Source organism: Arcanobacterium sp. (ex Cirak et al. 2026) (assembly GCF_053585065.1).
The window spans coordinates 57,093-80,901 of sequence record NZ_JBQJCE010000010.1 but is presented as its reverse complement, the minus strand read 5'-3'; the positions used below and the strand labels follow the sequence as shown (position 1 = coordinate 80,901).

At 52.7% G+C, this 23,809-nt stretch carries 18 protein-coding genes and 1 tRNA gene; 1 reads left to right on the top strand and 18 read right to left on the bottom strand.

What is annotated here, in order from left to right:
• Nucleotides 1-88: 88 nt before the first annotated feature.
• The 14 genes from secG to polA form a co-directional block, all read right to left on the bottom strand.
• Complete coding sequence (gene secG / locus ACTOVJ_RS06515; protein WP_449502339.1) at nucleotides 89-334, bottom strand: preprotein translocase subunit SecG; 246 nt, start codon at nucleotides 332-334, stop codon at nucleotides 89-91.
• Between the two features lie 103 nt (nucleotides 335-437).
• Nucleotides 438-1,208, bottom strand: a complete 771-nt coding sequence (gene tpiA / locus ACTOVJ_RS06510; RefSeq protein WP_449504435.1) for a triose-phosphate isomerase — start codon at nucleotides 1,206-1,208, stop codon at nucleotides 438-440.
• On the bottom strand, nucleotides 1,208-2,401 hold the full coding sequence (locus ACTOVJ_RS06505; protein ID WP_449502415.1) for a phosphoglycerate kinase: 1,194 nt from the start codon (nucleotides 2,399-2,401) through the stop codon (nucleotides 1,208-1,210). Before ACTOVJ_RS06505 ends, tpiA begins: the two co-directional genes overlap by 1 nt.
• A 112-nt stretch (nucleotides 2,402-2,513) precedes the next feature.
• A complete protein-coding gene (gap, locus tag ACTOVJ_RS06500) occupies nucleotides 2,514-3,518 on the bottom strand; it encodes a type I glyceraldehyde-3-phosphate dehydrogenase (RefSeq protein WP_449502341.1) in 1,005 nt (334 codons plus the stop codon).
• A 166-nt stretch (nucleotides 3,519-3,684) separates the two neighbouring features.
• Nucleotides 3,685-4,683 (bottom strand): DNA-binding protein WhiA, encoded by a 999-nt coding sequence (whiA, locus tag ACTOVJ_RS06495; protein ID WP_449503064.1) that lies wholly within the window; start codon nucleotides 4,681-4,683, stop codon nucleotides 3,685-3,687.
• Nucleotides 4,684-4,777: 94 nt separating this feature from the next.
• Nucleotides 4,778-5,716: a gluconeogenesis factor YvcK family protein gene (locus ACTOVJ_RS06490; protein WP_449502343.1), complete on the bottom strand. Its 939-nt coding sequence runs from the start codon at nucleotides 5,714-5,716 to the stop codon at nucleotides 4,778-4,780.
• Nucleotides 5,713-6,651, bottom strand: coding sequence for an RNase adapter RapZ (rapZ, locus tag ACTOVJ_RS06485; RefSeq protein ID WP_449502344.1), 939 nt, complete (start codon nucleotides 6,649-6,651; stop codon nucleotides 5,713-5,715). The genes ACTOVJ_RS06490 and rapZ overlap by 4 nt, the downstream gene beginning before the upstream one ends.
• 32 nt (nucleotides 6,652-6,683) lie before the next feature.
• Nucleotides 6,684-8,666, bottom strand: coding sequence for an excinuclease ABC subunit UvrC (gene uvrC, locus ACTOVJ_RS06480; protein WP_449504434.1), 1,983 nt, complete (start codon nucleotides 8,664-8,666; stop codon nucleotides 6,684-6,686).
• Complete coding sequence (gene uvrA / locus ACTOVJ_RS06475; RefSeq protein ID WP_449504433.1) at nucleotides 8,663-11,554, bottom strand: excinuclease ABC subunit UvrA; 2,892 nt, start codon at nucleotides 11,552-11,554, stop codon at nucleotides 8,663-8,665. Before uvrA ends, uvrC begins: the two co-directional genes overlap by 4 nt.
• Nucleotides 11,555-11,633: 79 nt before the next feature.
• Nucleotides 11,634-12,704: a TerC/Alx family metal homeostasis membrane protein gene (locus ACTOVJ_RS06470; RefSeq protein ID WP_449504436.1), complete on the bottom strand. Its 1,071-nt coding sequence runs from the start codon at nucleotides 12,702-12,704 to the stop codon at nucleotides 11,634-11,636.
• Nucleotides 12,705-12,948: 244 nt separating this feature from the next.
• Complete coding sequence (gene uvrB / locus ACTOVJ_RS06465; RefSeq protein WP_449504432.1) at nucleotides 12,949-15,000, bottom strand: excinuclease ABC subunit UvrB; 2,052 nt, start codon at nucleotides 14,998-15,000, stop codon at nucleotides 12,949-12,951.
• Between the two features lie 47 nt (nucleotides 15,001-15,047).
• Entirely contained in the window at nucleotides 15,048-15,656 is a 609-nt protein-coding gene (gene coaE / locus ACTOVJ_RS06460) for a dephospho-CoA kinase (protein ID WP_449502348.1), read from the bottom strand.
• Nucleotides 15,657-15,773: 117 nt separating this feature from the next.
• Nucleotides 15,774-17,243 carry a 30S ribosomal protein S1 gene (gene rpsA, locus ACTOVJ_RS06455; RefSeq protein ID WP_449503059.1) on the bottom strand — a complete coding sequence of 490 codons (1,470 nt, stop codon included), beginning with the start codon at nucleotides 17,241-17,243 and terminating at the stop codon, nucleotides 15,774-15,776.
• 204 nt (nucleotides 17,244-17,447) lie between these two features.
• Nucleotides 17,448-20,123 carry a DNA polymerase I gene (gene polA / locus ACTOVJ_RS06450; RefSeq protein WP_449504431.1) on the bottom strand — a complete coding sequence of 892 codons (2,676 nt, stop codon included), beginning with the start codon at nucleotides 20,121-20,123 and terminating at the stop codon, nucleotides 17,448-17,450.
• A gap of 58 nt (nucleotides 20,124-20,181) precedes the next feature.
• Here polA and ACTOVJ_RS06445 point away from each other — a divergent pair, with 58 nt between their 5' ends.
• The gene (locus tag ACTOVJ_RS06445) at nucleotides 20,182-20,547 is read left to right on the top strand and encodes a PaaI family thioesterase (RefSeq protein WP_449504430.1); all 366 of its coding nucleotides are present in this window, start codon (nucleotides 20,182-20,184) and stop codon (nucleotides 20,545-20,547) included.
• Nucleotides 20,548-20,583: 36 nt separating this feature from the next.
• On the opposite strand, the gene ACTOVJ_RS06440 is transcribed toward ACTOVJ_RS06445, so the two are convergent.
• From ACTOVJ_RS06440 to lgt, 4 genes are all read right to left on the bottom strand, one after another.
• A complete protein-coding gene (locus ACTOVJ_RS06440) occupies nucleotides 20,584-21,141 on the bottom strand; it encodes an ANTAR domain-containing response regulator (protein WP_449502417.1) in 558 nt (185 codons plus the stop codon).
• Nucleotides 21,142-21,306: 165 nt separating this feature from the next.
• Nucleotides 21,307-21,389, bottom strand: a tRNA-Leu gene (locus ACTOVJ_RS06435).
• A 46-nt stretch (nucleotides 21,390-21,435) separates the two neighbouring features.
• On the bottom strand, nucleotides 21,436-22,860 hold the full coding sequence (gene pyk, locus ACTOVJ_RS06430) for a pyruvate kinase (protein WP_449502352.1): 1,425 nt from the start codon (nucleotides 22,858-22,860) through the stop codon (nucleotides 21,436-21,438).
• 10 nt (nucleotides 22,861-22,870) lie between these two features.
• Complete coding sequence (lgt, locus tag ACTOVJ_RS06425) at nucleotides 22,871-23,803, bottom strand: prolipoprotein diacylglyceryl transferase (RefSeq protein WP_449504429.1); 933 nt, start codon at nucleotides 23,801-23,803, stop codon at nucleotides 22,871-22,873.
• Nucleotides 23,804-23,809: the final 6 nt, after the last annotated feature.

The window sequence follows — 23,809 nt, the reverse complement described above, 5'->3', positions numbered from 1 at the left end:
TTCTAATCATTTTTTTTTTTTTTTTTTTATTTATTTTTTTGGGGGGGGGGCGTGCCACCCCCCCCCCCCACAACACATTGAACGAAAGTCAGTTTGTTACCTTCACGATCAAACCGATGAGTGCGATCAAGATAAACCAAATAATAGAAATCCATACGGTATAGCGATCAAGGTTCTTCTCTGCGACACCTGAAGAACGTGCGGAAGTTGAAATACCGCCTCCAAACATGTCAGAAAGGCCGCCTCCCTTACCCTTGTGCAGAAGGACTGCGCCGATCAACAGAAAGCTTGAAATAATAAGAAGCACCGTCAAAACGGTCAGCAATACGTTCACGTGATTAATCTCCAGGATAGAGAACAGATTCTATAGCATTATAACGTAATTTGAGGCGGCGCAAAACTGCACCGCCTCAAATTACGTTATATTTGTTGTCACATCAGAAGTGAACAATTTTTGCAAACTCGTCAGCCTTGAGCGAGGCGCCACCAACGAGAGCACCATCAACATTCGGCTGTTCCATGATCTCAGCAACCGATGACGACTTCACAGAACCACCATACTGGATACGCAAAGCCTCGGCTGTTGCCTCATTGTAGAGCTCGCCAACCTTAGCGCGAATAGCGCCGCAGACTTCTTCGGCGTCAGCAGGTGTTGCCACCTTACCTGTACCGATGGCCCATACCGGCTCGTACGCAATGACGGATTTCGAAACTTCCTCAGCGGTGAGGCCGTTGAGCATTTCCTCGACCTGGCCGAGAACGAACTCAACGTGCGTGCCAGCTTCGCGAATATCAAGCTTCTCGCCGCAGCACATGATCGGGAGCATACCTGCATCCAGAACTTTTTTCGCCTTCTGGCCGATCAGTTCGTTGCTCTCACCGTGGTAGTCACGACGCTCCGAGTGACCGACGACTACGTAGGTGACTCCAAGCTTTGTCAGCATAGCAGTGGAAATTTCACCGGTGTAAGCGCCATTGTCATGGACAGAGACATCCTGTGCACCGTATTTGATCTCAAGTTCGTCTGCCTCAACCAATGTCTGAACAGTACGAAGATCCGTGAATGGAGCAATCACTACTGCTTCGACTTTGGAAAAATCGTGTCCAAGGTCTTTGAGTGACCATGCAAGCTTCTGAACAAGCGATGTTGCCTCGACATGATCGAGGTTCATCTTCCAGTTGCCAGCAATAATTGGGGTGCGAGTCATCAGGCCTCCAAAACTGCGATACCCGGAAGGGTCTTGCCCTCGAGGAACTCGAGAGACGCGCCGCCGCCGGTTGAAATGTGGTTGAATTTAGCCTCGTCAAAGCCGAGCGTACGGACTGCTGCAGCTGAATCGCCGCCGCCAACGATTGTGAAACCTTCTGCATCCTGCATTGCTTGAGCAACTGCACGAGTGCCCTTGGAGAATGCGTCAAACTCGAACACGCCCATCGGGCCGTTCCAGACAATGGTCTTCGACTCAGCGATTGCCTGAGCGTAGAGCTCACGCGTCTTCGGTCCGATATCGAGTCCCATCTCGCCAGTAGGCATGTCCTCAGAAGCGTGCTCTGATGCAGGTGAATCTGCTTTGAACTCAGGTGCAGTGACATTGTCGAGAGGAAGAAGAAGCTCAACGCCCTTTTCCTTCGCCTTTTCAAGGTAAGACTTCGCAGTCTCAACCTGATCCTCTTCGAGGAGTGAAGTGCCAACCTCGTGGCCAAGAGCCTTGAGGAAGGTGTACGCCATACCGCCGCCAATGAGCAGGCGATCAGCCTTCTCCAAGAGATTATCAATCACGCCCAGCTTATCGGACACCTTCGAGCCACCGAGCACTACTGTGTAGGGACGCTCTGGATTTGCCGTTGCCTTGGACAACGAGTCAATCTCCTTGAATACGAGCTCGCCAGCTGCCGACGGCAACTCCTTCGCAATGTCGTAAACCGAAGCTTGCTTGCGGTGGACAACACCGAACCCGTCGGAGACGAAGACGTCAGCAAGCATTGCGTATTCCTTGGCCAGGGATTCACGCTCTTCGTCAACCTTCGACGACTCACGCTTGTCGAAACGTACATTTTCGAGCAGAACGACTTCGCCGTCCTTGATCTCTTCAGACAGTCGCTTGGCGTCTTCGCCAACGGTGTCTTTTGCAAGAGTAACTTCTTGTCCGAGGAGTTCACCGAGTCGCTTTGCAACCGGAGCTAACGAGAACTCGGGCTTCACTTCGCCCTTCGGGCGACCAAGGTGAGCCGCAACAATCACCTTCGCACCGGCCTTCACTAAGCGCGTTAGAGTCGGCAGAGCCGCGCGAATACGGCCATCATCAGTGATGTTCTTGTCGGCATCGAGCGGGACATTGAAATCCGAACGCACGAACACCTTCTTGCCGGCGAGATTGCCGAGTGTATCGATGGTCTTCATCATTTTCAAACCTTCTTTCTGCGCAGGCAGCGCAGGAAATTTTTTGCCTATTTCGTGCACGTGCCCGCACACACCGGAGCATGTGCGGGCACGTGATTCATGAGAGATTAACTCAGAGACCCTTGCCCATGAGGACAGAGAGGTCAACGAGACGGCAAGAGTAGCCCCACTCGTTGTCGTACCATGAAACGACCTTGGCAAGATCGCCAATGACGCGGGTCAGACCCGAATCGAAGATGGACGAGTGCGAATCGGTCACGATGTCAGCCGACACGATCGGATCCTCGGTGTAGGCAAGAATGCCCTTGAGCTCACCCTCAGCAGCTTCCTTCATTGCCGCGTTGATAGCCTCAACCGAGACTTCCTTCTCAGCCTGGAAGGTGAGGTCAACGACCGAACCGGTTGGGGTCGGAACGCGGAACGCAAAGCCGTCAAACTTACCCTTGAGCTCCGGAAGAACCAACGACACGGCCTGAGCAGCACCGGTCTTTGTCGGGATGATGGACAGAGCAGCGCCACGTGCACGGCGAAGATCCGAGTGCGGGCCGTCCTGCAGATTCTGGTCAGCAGTGTATGCGTGAACGGTGGTCATGAGACCCTTCACGATACCGAACTTGTCCTGGAGAACCTTTGCCACAGGAGCGAGGCAGTTGGTGGTGCAGGAAGCGTTCGATACGATGTTGTGCTTAGCAGCATCGTACTCACCCTCGTTAACGCCGAGAACAACGTTGAGATCAACGTTCTTGCCCGGTGCAGAGATGATGACCTTCTTGGCGCCGCCGTCGATGTGCGCCTGAGCCTTCACACCGTCACGGAAACGACCGGTAGACTCGATGACGATGTCTGCGCCGACCTCGCCCCACGGAATCTTTGCCGGATCCGGCTCTTCGAACGAACGAATTTCCTTGCCATCAACGACGATGGCCTCGTCCGTGTAGGAGACCTCGTGACCGAAGCGGCCGAGGATCGAATCGTACTTGAGCAGGTGAGCGAGGGTCTTGTTGTCAGTAAGGTCATTCACTGCCACGATCTCAACATCGGCACCCATCTCGTAGACGGCGCGAATGAAGTTGCGGCCAATGCGGCCGAAGCCGTTAATTCCAACGCGAGTTGTCACTCTATTTCCTCCTTATGTGCAGAGCACACGGTTTAACTCATACGAGCGTAGAGCTCGTATCTCGGAAGCTGGCGCGGTCTCCCGCGTCTCAGGTTTCCAATGCCCCTCTATTCTATCGCTTGGTTAGGCACCAAGCACGGCCAAAAGTCCGTAGTGGCGATGTTTCTCAGTCAGCTGAGCGAGAGTGCGTTTGCCTTTCCGCTTCTGATACAGCATCGAGAGTACTGGGGATGCCGAGTTCCTCGGCAAGCTTATCCGCCATCGTATTCAAACGGCGTAAACGTCCCGCCACCGCATCCTTCGTAGCAGGCGGAGTCAGCCGCTCCCCCAGAACGTTTAGGGAGTCGTGAGGATACTTGATTCGGAATTCTCCAGCTTGACGCAAATTTGCAGGCACAGCATCTCCGAGAATCTCGAATGCACGTTGCACTCGGATCACCGCAACAACCGCCGCATCAGCGCTACGACGCATATTCGCATCGTCAAAATTTGCTAGTCGGTTTGAATGCCCGCGCTCTTCACGTTCTGAGCGCAATTCGTCCCAGGTAGCAAGTGACCGAAGTGCGCCCATCCTGATAAGCATTTGCGAGATCTGTTCGCCTTCACGAATATCGACACGCTGAGCGCCACGGGATTCACGTGAGCGATAGGTAATCCCCAACCGGCGAGCAAGACCACCCAGCCCATAGCTCGCTTCGAGCGAAGGACATGTGACTTCTAAAGAACCGTTTCGCCCAGGTTCAACGAGTGTACCGCGCGCCAGAAAAGCTCCGCGCCAGGCAGCTGCAGCATCAGCTTTTGAGCCAGCCACAATCTGCGTTGGCAAGCCGCGAACGGGTCGTCCATGTGTATCAAGCAGCCCGAGCAGGCGCGCAATTTTTTCGCCATCACGCGTAATCCGCAGAAGGTAGTGGTTCTGTCCGCGTGTTTTTGACTTCACTGGCAAGAGATCTGGTTCAAAATGAAGAACCCGCGAAATCAAGTGAGCCAAATGGCGAGTAGCTCCGGGATGATAGAGCTCTGCCTCTAAAGTGACAATTCCGCCGTTGATCTCGAGCCCACCCGCAAACCGAAACATCATCGCGATCTCCGCGATCGCGCTGGAAGCAGACTGAGGGAAAACGCCAGACAGTTCATCCTGTACAAGAACAGTTAAAGCTGGCATATAAACACAACCTTTCGTAGGAAGACAGTAGGCGCGCCCTGGCATCGGGACATCATGGTATCGCAAAACCGGCAGGAGAAAACATGAAGTGAGGTCACATAGTTTCGAAAGCTTCGCGAAATGCTGCTGCGAGAGTGAGTGGGTCATGGCGAGCGACATCACGCTTCACAGGCCACTCCAATACTCGTGCACCACACAACCGTACCGCTTCGTGTAGCTCTTCTCGATCTCCGACGACGGATGGATCGACGAGGACAACGTCAAGATCGATCTGGGGCGCATGCTCGTGAAACGAGCGTACCAAATCAGCTGAACTCATCGCGCGAGTTTCGAGATCTGGAACAAGATTTACGACGAGCATACGTCGCGCTGGTGTTCGTGAGACAGCGCGACGTAGATCAGGAACCAGCAGATGCGGAATAACTGAGGTGTACCACGAGCCGGGGCCAAACACTACCCAATCAGCTTCGTCGATCGCACGCAATGCCTCTGGCCGAGCCGGTGGATTAGCCGGATGAAGAGTAACTTTCGAAATCGACTCCCCAAGTTTCGCAATCACGGATTGTCCATAGACGTTCTCGACGACGCCGTTGCGTTCCACTTGTGCTGTCAGTTGTAACGGAACAGCACTCATGGGCAATACGCGTCCATGCGTCGACAACAGCTGCCCAACAAGGTCGAGCCCTCGAACAGAATCGCCCATTTCTTGCCAAATCGCAGCGATCAGTAGATTCCCCAGCGAATGGCCGTTCATCTCACCTGATGTCGTAAAGCGATGTTGAAGAACATCACGCCAAGTCAAGCCCCAAGAAGAATCGTCGCACAAGGCTGACAACGCCATGCGCAGATCTCCCGGCGGGAGAATATCCATTTCCTGGCGTAAGCGTCCGGAAGAACCACCGTCGTCGGCCACCGTCACAATTGCAGTAATGTTTCGTGTCAGGATACGCAACGCAGAGAGCGTGGCGTATAAGCCGTGACCGCCGCCGAAAGCGACCACTCGACATCCAGCATTTCCAATATTCCGCATCATTCGCGTCCGAGATCGCGGTGTAAAGTCTTGACAGTGACACCGCGTTCACGCATCTGCCGCGAGATTTCCTCGGTGATCGCCACGGAACGGTGTTTACCGCCAGTACATCCGATCGCAATCGTTACATAGGGTTTGAGCTCGCGGACATACCCCTCAAGGATCGGAGCCATCATATTGACATAGCGGTTGACAAAATCACGCGCGCCATCAACCGACAAGACAAAATCGGACACGGGTGCATCTTTGCCTGTCAGGTGTCTCAACTCTGACACCCAGTAGGGATTCGGGAGGAAACGCACATCGACCACGTGGTCAGCATCGAGCGGAATTCCGTACTTGAAACCGAAGCTCATCACCGTCAAATGGACTGCTGAATCTGACGAAGACGCTACATTGTTGCGGATTTTGCGAGCGAGATCATGCACGGACAGAGTCGAGGTATCGATGTAAACATCAGCGCGGTCACGTAGCTGGGCAAGCAATTGGCGCTCTTTGGCAATGCCGTCCATCAAACGCCCATCCCCCTGCAACGGATGTGGGCGTCGAACCTGCTCATAACGGCGCACAAGAATAGCATCGGAGGCATCAAGAAACATGATGCGGTAGGCAATATTCGCCTCCGACAGAGAATCAAGAACACGCGAAAGTTCTTGGAAATATTCACGTGAGCGAACATCGACAACGGCAGCTAGCCGTTGCACTCCTCCACCTGAGGTGACCAACCCCGCCATCGCTGCCAATAAACGCGGGGGCAGATTATCCACCACATACCAGCCAAGATCTTCCAGTGCTGCCGATGCCCGTGACCGTCCAGCACCGGACATGCCGGTGATGATGACAATTTCAGGGATCTCAGCATCAGGTAGTTGAGCTGCCTGATCCAGAGCCATGATTTCGTTCAGCGGAATTGCGGAAGTATCGTTGATGTCGCCCATAGGTCAATCTTGTCAGTCTCGTGTCCAGTTCGCTAGTCCTCGGCCGGATGCAAATGCTCGAATATCGTGTGAGCCAACCGTGGCCCGACTCCGTTGACCTCCTGTAGCGCAGCGAGATCAGCCTCCTTGATTTTTTCGAGAGAACCAAAATACTTCAACAACGCGGTTTGTTTGGCAGTTCCAAGCCCAGGAATGGCATCGAGTGCAGAGCGAGTCATTGCTTTGGAACGCCGCTTGCGATGGAAAGTAATCGCAAAGCGATGCGACTCGTCGCGCAGATATTGCAGAAGGTGAAGTGCTGGAGATGTGCGAGGCAGAATCAAAGGAAACTCTTCTGACGGAATCCATACTTCTTCGAGTCGTTTCGCTAGCCCGATCACTTGTACATCAGCACCGATTTCATCAACTACACGCTGTGCAGCATTCACCTGCGCAAGTCCACCGTCGACGACGATCAGATCCGGTTTGTAGGCAAACTTTCGCACAGGCGGAGTATCGGAATCGATCGGACCAGACATTGGTTCGTCATCGGAGGCATCATTGGCTGCCCGCCCCTGGACAAGACGTGTGAGACGCCGGCGCAATACTTCATCCATAGCCGCCGTATCATCGGGTACTCCCTGACCATCTGGACCGCGCACGATGAAATGACGGTAGTCAGATTTCTTCGGCAATCCGTCCTCAAACACCACCATCGATCCCACCTGGTTGGTTCCTTGAATATGAGAAATGTCGTAGCACTCAATACGCAACGGAGCGCGCTCAAAGCCAAGCCCCATCCTGAGTTCTTCTAGTGCTTTGGATCGTTCAGTAAGATCGCCAGCGCGGTGTAGCTTGTGACGTTGGAGAGCTTGGACAGCGTTCGTGTGAACGGTCTGGGCAAGTTGTGCCTTCCTGCCGCGTTGAACCACTCGCAGTCGAACTGGGCCACCACGCAACTGGACGAGCCATGGTTCAAGAGCCTCAACGTCGTCGGGCAGAACCGGAACCCAGATCTCGCGCGGTACGGAATCGGCAGAAGTATGGGGGACATCGTCGACGCTTTTGGCACTCGAACGGTTTCGTCCAATGTGAGAGGGCACATACTGCCCATATACTTGCAAAATCATCTGTGACACGAGCCCCGGAGCATCGAGATCAGCCACAGTTTCGGTCACCCAACCGCGCTGCCCACGAATGCGTCCGCCGCGCACAAAGAAAACTTGTACCGAAGCTTCAAGCTCATCGAACTCCAAGCCAAATACATCGGCGTCGGTGTCCATATCAAGAACGACTGCATTTTTTTCAACGAGGGTGGTCAATGCAGCGATGTCATCGCGCAGACGCGCAGCGCGTTCAAACTCGTGAGCTTTGGCAGCCTCGAGCATTTGGTCTTTCTTCTCATTAATCAGATCTTCGCCGGTGCTATCCATGAATGACACCAGTGACTGGGCGATTTGACGATGCTCACTTTCGCTCACTCGTCCCACACAAGGTGCCGCGCAACGATCGATATAGCCGTTCAGACACGGGCGTCCGCTGCGACGTGCGTTGTTGAAGACACCTTGAGTACACGAGCGCATCGGAAAGACACGAAGCAGTTGATCAAGTGACTCACGCACAGCCCACACTTTTGTGTATGGGCCGTAATACTTGTTGCCACGTCGATGAGAATTGCGCGTCACCATCACACGTGGGAACTCATCCCGAAGCGTGACGGCGAGATATGGGTACGATTTATCGTCGCGGTACATGACGTTAAACCGTGGAGAAAACTCTTTAATCCACGAATATTCAAGCGACAGCGCTTCGATTTCGTTGCTCACAACGACCCATTCAACGCGTGCAGCGGTGAAGACCATCTGGCGTGTTCGAGGGTGGAGCAGCACCGGATCTTGGAAGTAGTTCACCAGACGTTGGCGCAGGGATTTTGCCTTTCCAACGTAAATAATGCGTTCTTCTTCGTCTCGGAACCGATATACTCCCGGCTCCCGTGGAATATCGGAGGTCTTGGGGCGATAATCCGCCGGATTCATCCGCGCGTCGCCCTCCCCCCAGTTTCCAATGTGCCAGCGTACTCAAGAAGCGGTCGCAGGTAACGTCCGGTGTATGAACCTTCGGTGCGCGCCACATCCTCTGGAGTGCCTTCAGCGATCACTTCGCCGCCGCCGATTCCTCCCTCCGGGCCGAGGTCAATCACCCAATCTGCACTCTTGATAACATCGAGATTGTGCTCGATCACGATGACTGTGTTTCCCTTATCAGTCAGACCTTGAAGAACACTCAACAGCTTTCGCACATCTTCAAAATGGAGGCCTGTCGTGGGCTCATCGAGGACGTAAACGGTTTTACCGGTCGATCGTTTGTGCAGCTCCGAAGCAAGTTTGACACGCTGCGCCTCGCCGCCTGAGAGTGTGGTCGCAGGTTGGCCGAGCCGGACATAACCCAAACCAACGTCCTCCAAGAGGGCAAGGTACTTTGTAATCGATGTCACGGCACCAAAGAACTCACGCGCTTCAGAGATCGTCATATCGAGCACCTGTGCAACGTTCTTCCCTTTGTAGTGCACTTGAAGTGTTTCTCTGTTGTAGCGGCTGCCATGGCAGACCTCACACGGGACATAGACATCGGGAAGGAAGTTCATCTCAATTTTGATCGTGCCATCACCCGAGCACGCTTCGCAACGACCACCCTTGACATTGAAGGAGAAACGCCCCGGCCCATAGCCACGTACTTTTGCTTCTGGCGTAGCTGCGAACAATGTACGGATTTTGTCCCACATCCCGGTGTACGTTGCAGGATTCGATCGTGGTGTTCGCCCGATCGGACTCTGATCAACGTGAACCACTTTATCGAGCTGATCAAGTCCAGTGACCTTCGAATGACGCCCAGGAAGCAGGCGAGCTCCGTTCAGCTCGTTAGCAAGAACCTGATAGAGAACCGAATTCACTAGCGAGGACTTTCCCGAACCGGAAACGCCTGTCACTGCAGTAAAGACGCCGATGGGAAATTTCACGGAGACATCCTTGAGGTTATTTTCACGCGCTCCGACGATACCAATGGCTTTCGTTTTCCTCACCTTGCGACGGTTTGTGGGTACCGTAATCTGCCGCTCACCACTGAGGTAGGCACCCGTCACAGAACGTTTTTGATCGACGATGTCAGCAGGCGGACCAGAGTAAACAATCTCGCCTCCATGTTCACCTGCACCTGGGCCAATATCGACCAGCCAATCTGATTGGCGAATCGTATCTTCATCGTGTTCGACCACGATGAGTGTATTTCCAAGATCACGCAACCGTTTCAGAGCACTTAAGAGTCGATCGTTGTCGCGCTGATGCAACCCAATGGATGGTTCGTCTAACACGTAGAGAACACCGACCAATCCAGAACCGATCTGTGTTGCTAAGCGGATACGCTGCGCCTCGCCTCCAGAGAGAGTTCCAGCTGAGCGAGACATCGTCAGATAGTCGAGTCCGACAGTGACGAGGAAAGTCAATCGCTCCAGAATTTCTTTCATCACTTGAGCAGCAATCTTCGACTCGCGAGCACCAAGCGTGAGGTTGCTGAGGTACTCAAGCGCCTGCCCGATCGGCAGATCGGTGAGCTCAGAAATATTCAGTTCGCCGATTCTCACTGCCAAAACTTCTGGTCGCAGACGTGCACCATGGCATACAGCGCACGGAACTTCGCGCATAAATCCGGCGTAACGTTCCTTTGACCACATCGATTCCGTTTCGTCATGTTTGCGCGCGACGAAAGTCAGGACACCTTCAAAACCTGTGGAATAGACCTTCTCGCGTCCCCACCGGTTCTTGTATTTGACTTTAACCTTGTAGTCCTTACCTGTCAGGATTGCGTCCTGAGCGTCCGCATCGAGATTCTTCCACGGCGTTTTGAGAGAGAAACCTAGTTCGTCGGCCAAACCTTGTAACTGGCGCATGTGATAGTCACGAGCCTGGGCAGACGCCGTCACCGACCACGGAAGGATCGCGCCATCAGCAATAGAAAGTGATTCATCGGGCACCACGAGATGGCGATCCACCTGCGTGGTGTAGCCGATACCGTCGCAAGCAGGGCACGCGCCGTACGGCGCGTTGAAGGAGAATGTCCGTGGCTCGATTTCGTCGATCTCAAGTTCATGTCCGTTGGGACATGCACGATTCTGGGAAAACTTACGTTCACGCGCTGGCGAGTTTTCCGGTTCGTCAACGAACTCGACAATCACGATTCCCTTTGCCAAGCGGAGGGCAGTTTCCACAGAGTCGAAAATACGCGAGCTCAATCCGTCACGTAGTGCCAGACGATCCACAACAACGTCGATATCGTGCTTTTTTGTCTTCGCTAGTGCCGGTACCTCCCCTAGTCTGTAAACCTCGCCATCAACACGGACACGTCCGAGCCCTTCTTTGACGAGTTCATCAAGGAGATCAGTGTGCTCCCCTTTGCGTCCACGGACGACGGGGGCAAGGATCTGGAATTTTGTACGCTCGGGATAGGCCACGAGCGTGTCAGCGATTTGTTCGACGCTTTGGGCTTGAATGAGCTCTCCACACACTGGACAGTATTGTGTGCCCGCTCGAGCATAAAGAAGACGAAGATAGTCATACACTTCAGTCATCGTGCCGACGGTAGAACGAGGGTTGCGGTTGGTCGATTTCTGATCGATCGACACTGCGGGAGAAAGTCCTTCGATGAAATCCACATGTGGCTTGTCCATCTGACCGAGGAACTGTCGAGCGTAAGACGATAACGACTCAACATACCGACGTTGTCCTTCGGCAAAGATCGTATCGAAAGCGAGAGAAGATTTTCCTGAGCCAGAAAGACCAGTAAAAACGACCATTTTGTCGCGTGGAATATCAACAGTGACGTTCTTCAGATTGTGCTGGCGAGCGCCTTGAACATGAATCGTATTTTGCACTGTTTCACCTTATCCGCGAAAAGACATAAGTGAAAGGCTGCAGGCCGAGTCAGCACTCGGCCTGCAGCGAACATTTGTTCTATTGACGGTTATTGTCCAGCTTGTAGTGCGGAGCCTCACGTGGTTCGATGCCGTCAATCTCGTCGGCATCTTTATTCAGGACAACGCCTTGAGCCTCAAGCTTACGCGCACCGATGATCGAGGCAATTACTGTGATCAAAATAGTGAGGATAATGAATCCCACTGAGAAAGCGATCCCCGGCTCGGGTAAGTAGCCAGCCAAATCGTAGCCATGAGCAGCATGAACGATGAGCTTATATCCGATATAGCCCAAGATGACCGCTAAGCCATAGTGTAGGTAGATCAGCCGTTCGAGCAGTCCATCGACAAGGAAGAACAGTTGCCGCAGACCCAGCAGAGCGAAAGCATTCGCAGCGAACACGATAAACGGTTCGTTCGTCAGACCATAAATTGCTGGAATCGAATCAAGCGCAAAGAGAAGATCGATCGTTCCAATGGAGACGATGCACAGCAAAAGCGGCGTGATCCACGTTTTGCCGTTACGACGCGTGACAAGCTTGGCTCCGACAAAGCCCTCGGTGACGTTAAAACGCTTAGACATCAGACGAGACATCAACGGAGGAGTGAATTCCTCATCTTGAGCTTTGCCAGCTATTCGCTCTCGGCCTTCCTCAATGCCGTCCTTGATTTGATTGAGTGCGGTCCATAGCATCCAGGCGCCAAAGAAGAAGAATGCCCACACGAAGCGCTCGATGATCGCTGCGCCGAGGAGGATGAAAACGAAACGTAGCACTAAAGCGATGACGATACCGTACATCAAGACTTTTTGTTGATAAAGGCGAGGCACCCGGAATGCCGCGATGATAATGATGAAGACGAAGATATTGTCCAGCGAAAGCGAATATTCTGTCAGGTAGCCCGCGAAGAACTCAGCCCCAAATTGTCCGCCGTGCCGCACAATCGTCATCACGCCGAAAAGCATTGCGAGAGAGATGTAAAGAGCAGTCCAACGCGCAGCCTCGCCAACAGTTGGCTCGTGCGCCTTTCGCACATGTCCGAGCAAATCAAAAAGAATAAGTGCGATGACAACAATCCCGAGGACAATCCATTCCCACATATCGACATGCATACTACCGGAGGTAGCGGGCTTTCCGCCCACCTGAAGAAGCGTCATCAAAGACATAAAGATCCTTTGGTACGAGTGGTGACAATACCGCAGTCTCTTCCCGCCAGTAGTCCTGGCTTCCACACCGGATCGAGAAACGATCGTGATGACGACATGGAATTGGTGGGAATACTCCCCATGGCCTTAAGCAATTCTAACGCCGATACCGTCTGCCGACGACGTTCCAGCAAAATCTCACATCGTTGCCTCACGTAGACGCGGCACGCATTGCACGCAACTCTTTCTTCAGATCCTCAATCTCATCACGTAATCGAGCCGCGAGCTCGAACTGAAGTTGTTCAGCGGCAACATGCATTTGCACAGTGAGTTCCTCAACGAGAGCTGCAATTTCTGCTCCATCGCCTTTCTTCGGGGTCGGCTTTTTCTCCTTGCGATATCCTCCCTCCAAAAGCTCAGTAGTGTCGATATCTTCACGCATCAGCATGTCTGTGACGTCAGAAATCTTTTTACGCAATGGCTGGGGGTTGATCTTGTGTTCAGTGTTGTATGCTATCTGCTTTGCACGACGACGGTTCGTCTCGTCGATTGCCTCACGCATGTTCGGTGTGATCGAGTCAGCATACATGTGAACCTGCCCCGATACGTTTCGCGCGGCACGGCCAATCGTCTGGATCAGCGACGTCGTGGATCGCAAGAAACCTTGTTTATCAGCATCAAGAATCGCCACGAGTGATACTTCAGGCAAATCTAATCCTTCACGCAACAAGTTGATGCCGACGAGGACATCGAATTTTCCTAAACGAAGCTCACGAAGCAATTCGACGCGACGGAGCGTGTCGACATCAGAGTGGAGGTATTCCACTTTCACGCCACGTTCAGCAAGATAATCAGTAAGATCTTCAGCCATTTTCTTCGTCAAGGTTGTAACCAAGACGCGCTCATCGCGTTCGACTCTGCGTCTCACCTCTTCAAGAAGGTCATCAATCTGCCCTTTAGTCGGCTTGACAATCACCTCAGGATCGACCAGACCGGTAGGACGAATTATCTGCTCTACATAGCCGTCAGACTTTTCCATTTCATATTTGCCCGGAGTCGCTGAGAGATAAACAGTTTGTCCAATGCGTTCAAGGAATTCTTCCCATTTCAGTGGACGATTATCCATGGCACTGGGCAGGCGGAACCCGTGTTCGACCAACGTTCGTTTACGCGACATATCTCCTTCATACATCGCCCCAATCTGGGGTGCAGTGACATGAGATTCATCAATCACAAGGACGAAATCCTGCGGGAAATAGTCAAGAAGAGTGTTGGGAGGTGTGCCGGGGCCACGTCCGTCAATATGGCGCGAGTAGTTTTCGATTCCCGAACACGTACCGATGTTACGCATCATTTCAAGATCGTAGGTTGTTCGCATCTCTAGGCGCTGTGCCTCGAGCAACTTATTCTGATCACGCAATTGGGTCAATCGTTGCGCAAGTTCAGCCTCGATCGATTCAATCGCGCGTGCCATCCGCTCCGGGCCTGCGACGTAATGAGTAGCAGGGAAAATATGAGCTTGTGGGGTCTGCCGAATCACATTGCCCGTGAGGGGGTGAAGCTCACTGATAGAATCAATTTCATCACCGAAAAATTCGATACGTATCGCGAGTTCCTCGTACACAGGAATGATCTCCACCGTATCCCCTCGTACCCGGAAAGTACCGCGTGTAAAGGCCATATCATTACGCGTGTACTGCATAGTGACAAAACGCTTGAGAAGCTCATCGCGGTCAAGTTCCTGTCCGACTTCAAGACGAACCATTCGGTCGACATACTCTTGCGGTGTTCCAAGACCATAGATACAAGACACGGAGCCGACGACGACGGTATCCCGGCGAGTCAGAAGCGAGTTCGTTGCAGAGTGACGAAGTCGCTCCACCTCCTCGTTAATCGATGAATCTTTCTCAATAAAGGTGTCGGTTTGGGGAACGTATGCCTCAGGCTGGTAGTAGTCGTAGTACGAGACGAAATATTCGACAGCGTTATTGGGCATCAATTCACGAAATTCTGCAGCCATCTGAGCTGCGAGAGTTTTGTTTGGTTCGAGAATCAATGTTGGCCGTTGAATCTTCTCAATGAGCCACGCAGTGGTCGCGGATTTTCCTGTTCCGGTAGCGCCAAGAAGCACAATATCCGCCTCACCAGCGTTGATACGATCAGCAAGTTCTGCAATCGCCTGCGGCTGATCCCCCGACGGCGTATATGGCGAGATCACGTGAAATGGATTTTCTTGACGAATCAGATCAGTAACTGGACGCATAGATTCAAGAATACCCGCTATCAACTCCTCCCCCAATGGCTCCTTGCTCAGGGCGTATTACACGTGCAGATCATGTGCCAAAGATCATCCACTTGGGTCTGCAGATCAGCAATATTCCCGTCATTATGTATGACCACGTCGGCAATATTTTCTCGCTCGAGGTCAGTCATTTGGTGGGCAATACGAGCCTGAGCGTCACTCCGTGTCATCAACCTGTGTTCGATCAGTCGGGAAACGCGAATCTCTTCAGGAACAGACACTGTCACGACAAGATCAACGCCCTGTGATGGGCCGGTCCTAGGAATATAGAGCGGCACATCGCGGACGATCACAGCCGACGGCGATATCGCACGGATCTGCGCTTCGCGTCTAGCCGCAAGTTGATCAATAACCGGATGGATGATCGCATTGAGTTCGGCCAGAGCATGGGAATCTGAAAAAACAATCCTGCCCAAGGCAGCGCGGTCTAACTCACCAGTGTTCTGAAGAATTTTGTTTCCCCATCGGTGAACAAGCGATGCTAAGCTGTCAGATCCGGGTGCCACTGCTTCGCGCGCCAATTCGTCGTAATCGATGACGATGGCACCGCGTTCTGCAAGCATCGCCGAAACTGTCGATTTTCCTGAACCGATTCCACCGGTGACAACGACAATCATGTTTCACCTTCCCGCCTACAATATCCTGGTCGATGCTACTCAAGATCATGAGTATCCCAGATAAAGAAAGCGTGTGGGCGGAGGAAACCTCCGCCCACACGCTAGTTATTCACCAGTTCAGTTACCGGTCAGCTTCTCGCGAAGAGCTGCAAGTGCTTCATCAGAAGCAAGCGTGCCTTCGGCTTCGGAGCCTGACGAGTAGGAAGCTGGAACCTCTTCAGCAGCAGCAGGAGCCGGTGCTGAGGCAGCGGCAGCAGCGTCGGCTTCAAGAGCCTTGGTGACCTGCTCCTTGTGAGCCTGCCAACGAGCTTCAGCCTTTGCGTACTCAGCTTCCCAGTTAGCCTGGTTCTCTTCAAAGCCCTCAAGCCATTCGTTGGTGGCAGGATCAAAGCCTTCTGGGTACTTGTAGTTACCGTTCTCATCGTATTCAGCGGTCATGCCGTACAGCGATGGATCGAAGTCTTCCGATGTCGGATCCACGCCCTCGTTCGCCTGCTTGAGCGAGAGAGAAATGCGGCGACGATCCAGATCGATATCGATAACCTTGACGAAAACTTCATCACCAACCTTGGCAACCTGCTCTGGGAGGTCGATATGACGCTGAGCAAGCTCCGAGATATGGACGAGTCCCTCAATGCCGTCCTCAACGCGGACAAATGCGCCAAATGGAACAAGCTTCGTGACCTTGCCCGGCACGATCTGACCGATCTGGTGCGTACGAGCAAATGTCTGCCATGGATCTTCCTGAGTTGCCTTGAGCGAGAGCGAGACACGCTCACGATCGAAGTCCACATCGAGAACCTCAACGGTCACATGCTGACCAACTTCGACAACTTCTGACGGGTGATCAATATGCTTCCAGGACAGCTCTGAAACATGAACAAGACCGTCTACACCGCCAAGATCAACGAACGCACCGAAGTTGACGATCGAGGAAATAACGCCCTCGCGGACTTGTCCCTTCTGGAGGGTCCCCAGGAAGTGCGAACGCACTTCGGACTGGGTCTGCTCGAGGTAGGAGCGACGAGAAAGAACGACATTGTTGCGGTTCTTATCGAGCTCGATAATCTTTGCCTCAAGCTCGCGTCCGATATACGGTGCGAGATCGCGCACGCGGCGCATCTCGACGAGGGAAGCTGGGAGGAAGCCACGAAGGCCGATGTCGAGGATGAGGCCGCCCTTGACAACCTCGATGACAGTACCGGTAACGACGCCGTCTGCTTCCTTAACTTCTTCGATCTTCGCCCAAGCACGCTCGTACTGTGCACGCTTCTTCGACAGGAGAAGGCGACCTTCCTTGTCTTCCTTCTGCGTGACGAGTGCTTCGATCTGGTCACCAACTTCGACAACGTCATCCGGGGTGACGTCGTGCTTGATGGACAGTTCCTTGGAGGGGATGACACCCTCAGTCTTGTAGCCGATGTCGAGGAGAACTTCGTCTCGGTCGACCTTGACTACGGTACCTTCGACGATATCCCCGTCGTTGAAGTACTTGATGGTCTTATCAACCGCTGCAATGAGGGCTGCCTCATCGCCGATATCGTTGATTGCGACTTCGGGGGTCGTCGTAGAGTTGTTAGCAGTCATAGAGTTGGTGACTCCGCTTACGTAAATAGTATTGAATAATGGACATGGCATGGGGTTCCCATACCAATCAGCTAGTCTACGGGCGATCGTGTTTGGTTTCAACCTCCCTCACCCGTGTTTTTCCATAGTTTACGCCACAGAAAAAGTCTCCATGAAGCTTCATGGCGCATCGATCTTCGAAGATTAATCCCCTACACGAAAATTTCAGTGAGCTGCCGAGCGCCAATCGGAGCCGATGCCGATTCCCACAGATAGCGGGACAGATAATTGAAAGGCAGTCCCCATACTTTCACGAACGATCTGTTCGACGAGTGTGGCTTCGCCCGGGGCGATCTCAAGGACAAGTTCATCGTGCACTTGTAGGAGGATACGTGAGTGCGCACCCGATTGCTCAAGTGCCTCATGCGTATTGAGCATGGCTACTTTCATCAGATCTGCAGCCGATCCTTGAATTGGCGCATTTAACGCCATGCGTTCAGCGGCTTCACGCACCTGACGGCTCGAAGACGTGAGCTCAGGAAGATAACGGCGCCGACCCATGATGGTTTCTGTGTATCCCACCTGACGGGCTTCGGTAACCAAGGAATCCAGATAGGATTTTACTTTTCCAAACCGAGAGAAATATTGTTCCATGAGGTCTTGCGCTTCAGGAACTGAAATACGCAACTGTGCCGAAAGCCCATATGCACTCAGGCCGTAGACGAGCCCGTAACTCATTGCTTTAATCTTTGAACGCTGAGCGGGAGAAACTTTGGCTTGCGGTACATGAAAGACGCGCGAAGCAACAAACGAGTGGAGGTCTGCCCCCTCATTAAAAGCTTCGATTAGCGCTTCGTCTCCCGACAGATGCGCCATCAACCGCATCTCAATCTGGGAATAATCTGCGGTCATCAATGCTTCGTATCCTTTGCCAGGGACGAACACCGAACGAATTTGCAGCCCCTCTTCAGTACGCGCATGAATATTTTGCAGGTTCGGATCAGTTGATGAAAGCCGTCCGGTTGCAGCGACGGTCTGCTGATAGGTGGTGTGAATTCTGCCATCAGTGTGAACCGCATTCAGAAGTCCTTCAACCGACTGGCGTAGTTTGATCGCATCTCGATGTTCCAAAAGTGCCGTGAGGAAGCGTTGTCCAGCAACTGCGTCATCATCTTCACGTTGTGCAATCTTTGCTAGCAGCCCTTCCAAAGCCTCGGCATTGGTGGTGTACCCAGACTTCGTTTTCTTTGTCTTGGGAAGGCCGAGACGTTCGAACAACACAGCCTGGAGCTGTTTTGGACTCGAGAGATTTACAGAATCGTCTGCGATTGCATCCCACGCCGCACGTGCCGCATTCCCGACACGAGCATCAAATTGTGCGTGCAGATCTTCTAGCGCGCCATGATTCACAGCAACTCCGCGTGTCTCCATCACTGTCAACACATGCGAAACGAGCATCTCAAGTTCCCTCAGGGTCTGCGAACCCTCTTGCTTATCGAGCTCAGCTCCCAGCGCATCTGCGAGGTTCAATACTGCAACAGCGCGCGATGCGAGTGTCGGTACTGCATCGTCGAGCGCGAACAAGGCATCATCGTCGGCACTCAGTTCAACTCCGAGATAACGCATGACGAGTTCATCGAGATCATATTTGCGCTGGTCAGGATGAAGGAGGTAGGCATCGATTTCGGTGTCGACGCCCCAACCCGCAATGGTCATTCCTTGACCAAGAAACGCATGTGAGATTCCCTTTGTGTTGTGCCCAATCTTCGTTGCCTCGGGATCGGCTAACCACGTCGCAAGTGCACCCTCCGACTCAGGTGTCATCTGGGCAACTGAACCGACGAATGTTGCACCATCTGAGGCACAGATAGCGAACTCATCAACTCTGCCGCGCGCCGGTGTCTGGATGCCATTGATGAAGAGAGCATGTGGGGCAGGGTGTTCATTCACAAAGCGAGCAAAATCTACATCAGAAATAACCTTTGCTTCACGAATGTTGGCATCAATCGAGATTGGCGATAAGCCCTCACGAATGGGCCACTCTGACAGAACACGCGTGCGTAACTGAGTGAAATCAAGGACATCGAAAAGTTCATGGATCTTTTCCGGGTCGGCGCCTTTGACAGTAAGCTGATCGAGTTCGGGAACGATATCGAGATCCCGGACAAGAGCATTGAGCTGACGATTCAGCGTGACTTGATCAAGGTGTGCGCGCAGCTTCTCCCCTACCTTCCCTTTGATATCGTCAGCGTGGGCGATAATTTCTTCAAGGCTTCCGTAGGTTGTGATCCATTTTTGTGCTGTCTTCTTGCCGACTCCGGGAACTCCAGGAAGATTATCCGCTCCTTCGCCAACAAGTGCGGCCATATCCGGATACTGTTCCGGGCGCACTCCCGTGCGCTCTTCGACGACGTCGGGGGTCATTTCTAATATGACAGACCGCGGCATTGGATAGAGCACCGTCACTGAATCATTAACGAGCTGATAGGAGTCTTTGTCTCCTGAGGCAACATAGACTTTCATTTTCGCTTTTTCACCGCGTGTTGCGAGGGTAGCAACGATGTCGTCTGCTTCAAAATCTTCCTTCGTCAACCACGAGACTCCAAGAGCTGAGAGAACTTCTTGAATCAGTTCAATTTGTCCTTTGAACTCTTGAGGGGTCGCGGCACGTCCCCCTTTATATTCGGCGTACTGCCGGGTACGGAAAGTACCGCCAGGAAGATCGAATGCGACTGCGATATGCGACGGAGAATACTTCTTCGTCAGTGACAGCAAAGTCGAGATGAAGCCGTGAACCGCGTTGGTGTATTTGCCCTGAGCAGTACGGAATGACTCCGCTGGAAGCGCAAAAAACGAGCGGAAGGCGAGCGAATGTCCATCAAGAAGCAGAAGAGTATTCACTCTCCCAGACTAACCGCTAACAGGGTATGGATGTTGAGCAAAACGGTATTGTGGGGATATGTTCACTGAATTAGGGAAAAAACTCGGTTTTCACATCGTTCATCAGTCCCCACAGAAGGTTGAGATGACGATGCCGGTAAAGGGGAATCGTCAAATCGTCGGATTGCTACACGGAGGGGCAACAGCTGCTCTCATTGAAGAAGCCGGATCGCGTTTGGCTCTTGAGCTCGCACAGCCAGGCATGGTTCCCGCCGGAACTGAGCTTTCTCTCTCTCATGTCGCAACTGCTCAAGGAGACGAAGTTCATGCGACAGCAGAATTACTTCACTTGGGAAAGAAAAACTGTGTGGTTCAGGTGCGCGTTTGCGATGGTTCCACGACTTTGGCAATTGGTCGTATCACCTGCGTGTACATCACAAAATAAAGTGGTGGTGAGTCATTTTCTCACCACCACTCACACTTATTTGCCAACTTGATCAAGAACGGCGTCGGCGACTTCTCTCATTGTCAAACGGCGATCCATCGATGTCTTCTGGATCCAGCGGAACGCTTCCGGCTCAGTCAACCCCATCTTTTCTTGGAGTAGGCTCTTCGCACGGTCAACGCGCTTGCGAGTTTCAAACTGATCGGCAAGTGAAGCGACTTCATTTTCCAAAGAGACAATCTCTAGATGACGTGAAATCGCAATCTCAACTGCTGGAAGAAGATCTTGCGGCGTAAATGGCTTAACTACGTATGCCATAGCCCCGGCATCACGAGCACGATTCACAAGCTCTTTTTGAGAGAATGCAGTCAACATGACAACCGCGCACTGATGGTCTGCAAGAATTTTTTCAGCTGCGCTAATACCGTCCATGCCATTCATCTTGACATCCATGACGATCAAATGAGGCTGAAGCTCATTAGCAAGGTCAACTGCTTCTTCACCACTCGAAGCTTCTGCGATGACATCGTAACCAGCGTCTTTCAGCGTCTCAACAATATCAAGGCGAATAAGCGTCTCATCCTCAACAACCATGGTGGTGATGGTCGACGGGTCGTTGTTGTCCGGGATGACTTCAACTTCCAAGTCGCGAGATTGATCCATCTTCTCCGACAGTGACATAACGACACCTCCTTTGGTTCGCTCATCGTAAATGTAGCAAACATAAGTTCACTACATGCCTCGTTTTGACGACGATAGTGCTCCCGGCGGGACTCGAACCCGCACGCTTTGTGGGCGCTGCATTTTGAGTGCAGTGTGTCTACCAATTCCACCACAGGAGCATTGCATTCCAGTGAGCCGAAGCCCACCGGAACACTATAACCGAAATTATCGGTGAATGAGAAGTTCTCCGACCTTGTGAACTCGAATTGAGTTCGTTGAGCCTGACTTCCCCGGAGGCATACCGGAGACGATCACAACTTGATCACCGTCCACTGCCATGTTGTTTTCACGCAAGGCCTCATCAACCTGCTCAACCATGTCATCAGTATGCGCAACATTAGGAACCATAAAGGTTTGAACGCCCCAGGTGAGCGCGAGTTGCTGTCTAATTTCTTCCGACGGGGTGAAGACCAGCAACGGGATGCGGCCGCGCAAACGAGACATACGCCGTGCCGTCTGACCCGACGCAGTGAACACTGCGAGATATTTCACACCGAGTGCTTCACCAACTTCGAGAGCTGCACGAGTGATCACGCCATTGCGTGTACGGTGGAGATTTCCTACCTTCGGGATACGCTCAAGTCCGTGTTCTTCGGTGTATTCGATGATGGAGGCCATCGTACGGACACATTCGATCGGGTACTTGCCAACAGACACCTCACCCGAGAGCATGACCGCATCAGCACCATCGAGAATGGCATTTGCACAGTCGGAGGTTTCTGCACGGGTCGGGGTCGGAGCGTTAATCATCGACTCAAGAACCTGTGTTGCCACGATGACTGGCTTGGAGTGACGACGAGCGAGAGACACTGCTCGCTTCTGAACGATCGGAACCTGCTCAAGCGGAAGCTCCACGCCAAGGTCGCCACGAGCAACCATGATACCGTCGAATGCGCGGACGATACCTTCAAGAGCGTCCACAGCCTGTGGCTTCTCGATCTTCGCAATCACTGGCACCTTGCGGCCGACGCGATCCATCACTTCGTGAACATCGTCGACATCCTTTGCAGAACGGACGAAGGACAGTGCAACCAAGTCGCAACCATATCCAAGACCCCATTCGAGGTCTTCCTTGTCCTTCTCTGACAGAGCAGGAACTGAGACGGCAACGCCGGGAAGGTTCACGCCCTTATTGTTCGAAACTGGGCCACCAACAACGACTTCAGTCTTGACACGAGGGCCGTTAACCTCCAGTACCTTGACTTTGACCTTGCCGTCATCAATCAGGATGAGATCGCCTGGATTACAATCACCCGGGAGCCCCTTGAAGGTGGTCGAGACGAGGTCTTTGTCACCAGGAACGTCCTCGGTTGTGATGGTGAAAATATCACCGTTCTCAAGAAGCACTGGCCCTTCGGCGAAACGCCCGAGGCGAATCTTTGGCCCCTGGAGATCACACAAAATAGCAACTGGAACACCAAGTTCCTGCGCTGCTTCGCGCACCCAGTCAATTCGCTCCTCGTGCTCCTCATGCGAGCCATGTGAAGCGTTGATTCGTGCGACATTCATGCCCGCTTTAACGAGCTCAACGATTTTCTCTTTCGACCCGACAGCCGGGCCGAGTGTACAAACAATTTTAGCTCTACGCATGGCTCCTACTTTACCCGATTTGTTTTACGCTATCCGAGTCCTCGGTCCCACTTGTCGAATCGATCATGGATCCGCAGTGGTCATGGGAACTGCGCATAGGAGCTTTGTCAGGATCGAGAACAATATCGTCCAACTCGGGGTGGCTTCGAAGATAACGAGTGAGAACTGCAAAAGCGATGCACGCCAGAGTGAAAACAATAATTGACGTCCAGACATTCAGGCGAAGACCGAAGACAAAATGCGCTTGGTCAATACGCAGAGTCTCAATCCAGACCCGCCCTAATGTATACAAAATAACGTAAAGGACAAAGACCTGTCCGCCACGCAAGCGGTAGCGTTTCTGCGCGTAGAGAAGAACGAAAAAAACACCCACGCACCATAACGACTCATAGAGGAATGTCGGATGGAACAATGTTCCCTCACTGAAGCCCTCCGGCAGATACGCGGCATCAACCTCAAGTCCCCACGGCAACGTCGTCGGGCGGCCAAAAAGTTCTTGGTTGAAGTAATTTCCCCAACGGCCAATAGCTTGAGCAAGAACGAGACCGGGTGCAACGGCGTCTGCAAATGGCGCCAACCGCAAGTTGCGTCGGTGAAGCGCAACGTAGGCTGCAATGCCACCTGCTAAAACAGCACCCCAAATTCCCAGTCCTCCTTCCCAAATTCGCAGGGCTTTCCACGGATCGCCACCCTCACCAAAATACGCATCAGGGCTGGTAATAAGGTGATAAACTCGCGCACCTAAGATACCGAAGATCACCATCCACACCGTGATGTCGATCGTCACCTCATCGTCGCCGCCTTTACGAACGTAACGACGGTTCGATAACCAGTATGCAACGATAATTCCTGTCAAAATTGCCAATGCATATGCGTGAATGAGCAACGGGCCAAGATGCCATACACGAACCGAAGGCGAGGGAATTGACTCGATAATCGTCATAACTTT

Coding starts and splice junctions, on each gene's coding strand:
- pyk (WP_449502352.1), bottom strand. CDS start 22,860: ATGCGTAGAGCTAAAATTGTTTGTACACTCGGCCCGGCTGTCGGGTCG.
- rpsA (WP_449503059.1), bottom strand. CDS start 17,243: ATGACTGCTAACAACTCTACGACGACCCCCGAAGTCGCAATCAACGAT.
- whiA (WP_449503064.1), bottom strand. CDS start 4,683: ATGCCAGCTTTAACTGTTCTTGTACAGGATGAACTGTCTGGCGTTTTC.
- ACTOVJ_RS06505 (WP_449502415.1), bottom strand. CDS start 2,401: ATGAAGACCATCGATACACTCGGCAATCTCGCCGGCAAGAAGGTGTTC.
- coaE (WP_449502348.1), bottom strand. CDS start 15,656: ATGATTGTCGTTGTCACCGGTGGAATCGGTTCAGGAAAATCGACAGTT.
- ACTOVJ_RS06490 (WP_449502343.1), bottom strand. CDS start 5,716: ATGATGCGGAATATTGGAAATGCTGGATGTCGAGTGGTCGCTTTCGGC.
- uvrB (WP_449504432.1), bottom strand. CDS start 15,000: ATGCGTCCAGTTACTGATCTGATTCGTCAAGAAAATCCATTTCACGTG.
- lgt (WP_449504429.1), bottom strand. CDS start 23,803: ATGACGATTATCGAGTCAATTCCCTCGCCTTCGGTTCGTGTATGGCAT.
- tpiA (WP_449504435.1), bottom strand. CDS start 1,208: ATGACTCGCACCCCAATTATTGCTGGCAACTGGAAGATGAACCTCGAT.
- rapZ (WP_449502344.1), bottom strand. CDS start 6,651: ATGGGCGACATCAACGATACTTCCGCAATTCCGCTGAACGAAATCATG.
- ACTOVJ_RS06445 (WP_449504430.1), top strand. CDS start 20,182: ATGTTCACTGAATTAGGGAAAAAACTCGGTTTTCACATCGTTCATCAG.
- ACTOVJ_RS06470 (WP_449504436.1), bottom strand. CDS start 12,704: ATGCATGTCGATATGTGGGAATGGATTGTCCTCGGGATTGTTGTCATC.
- uvrC (WP_449504434.1), bottom strand. CDS start 8,666: ATGAATCCGGCGGATTATCGCCCCAAGACCTCCGATATTCCACGGGAG.
- ACTOVJ_RS06440 (WP_449502417.1), bottom strand. CDS start 21,141: ATGGTTGTTGAGGATGAGACGCTTATTCGCCTTGATATTGTTGAGACG.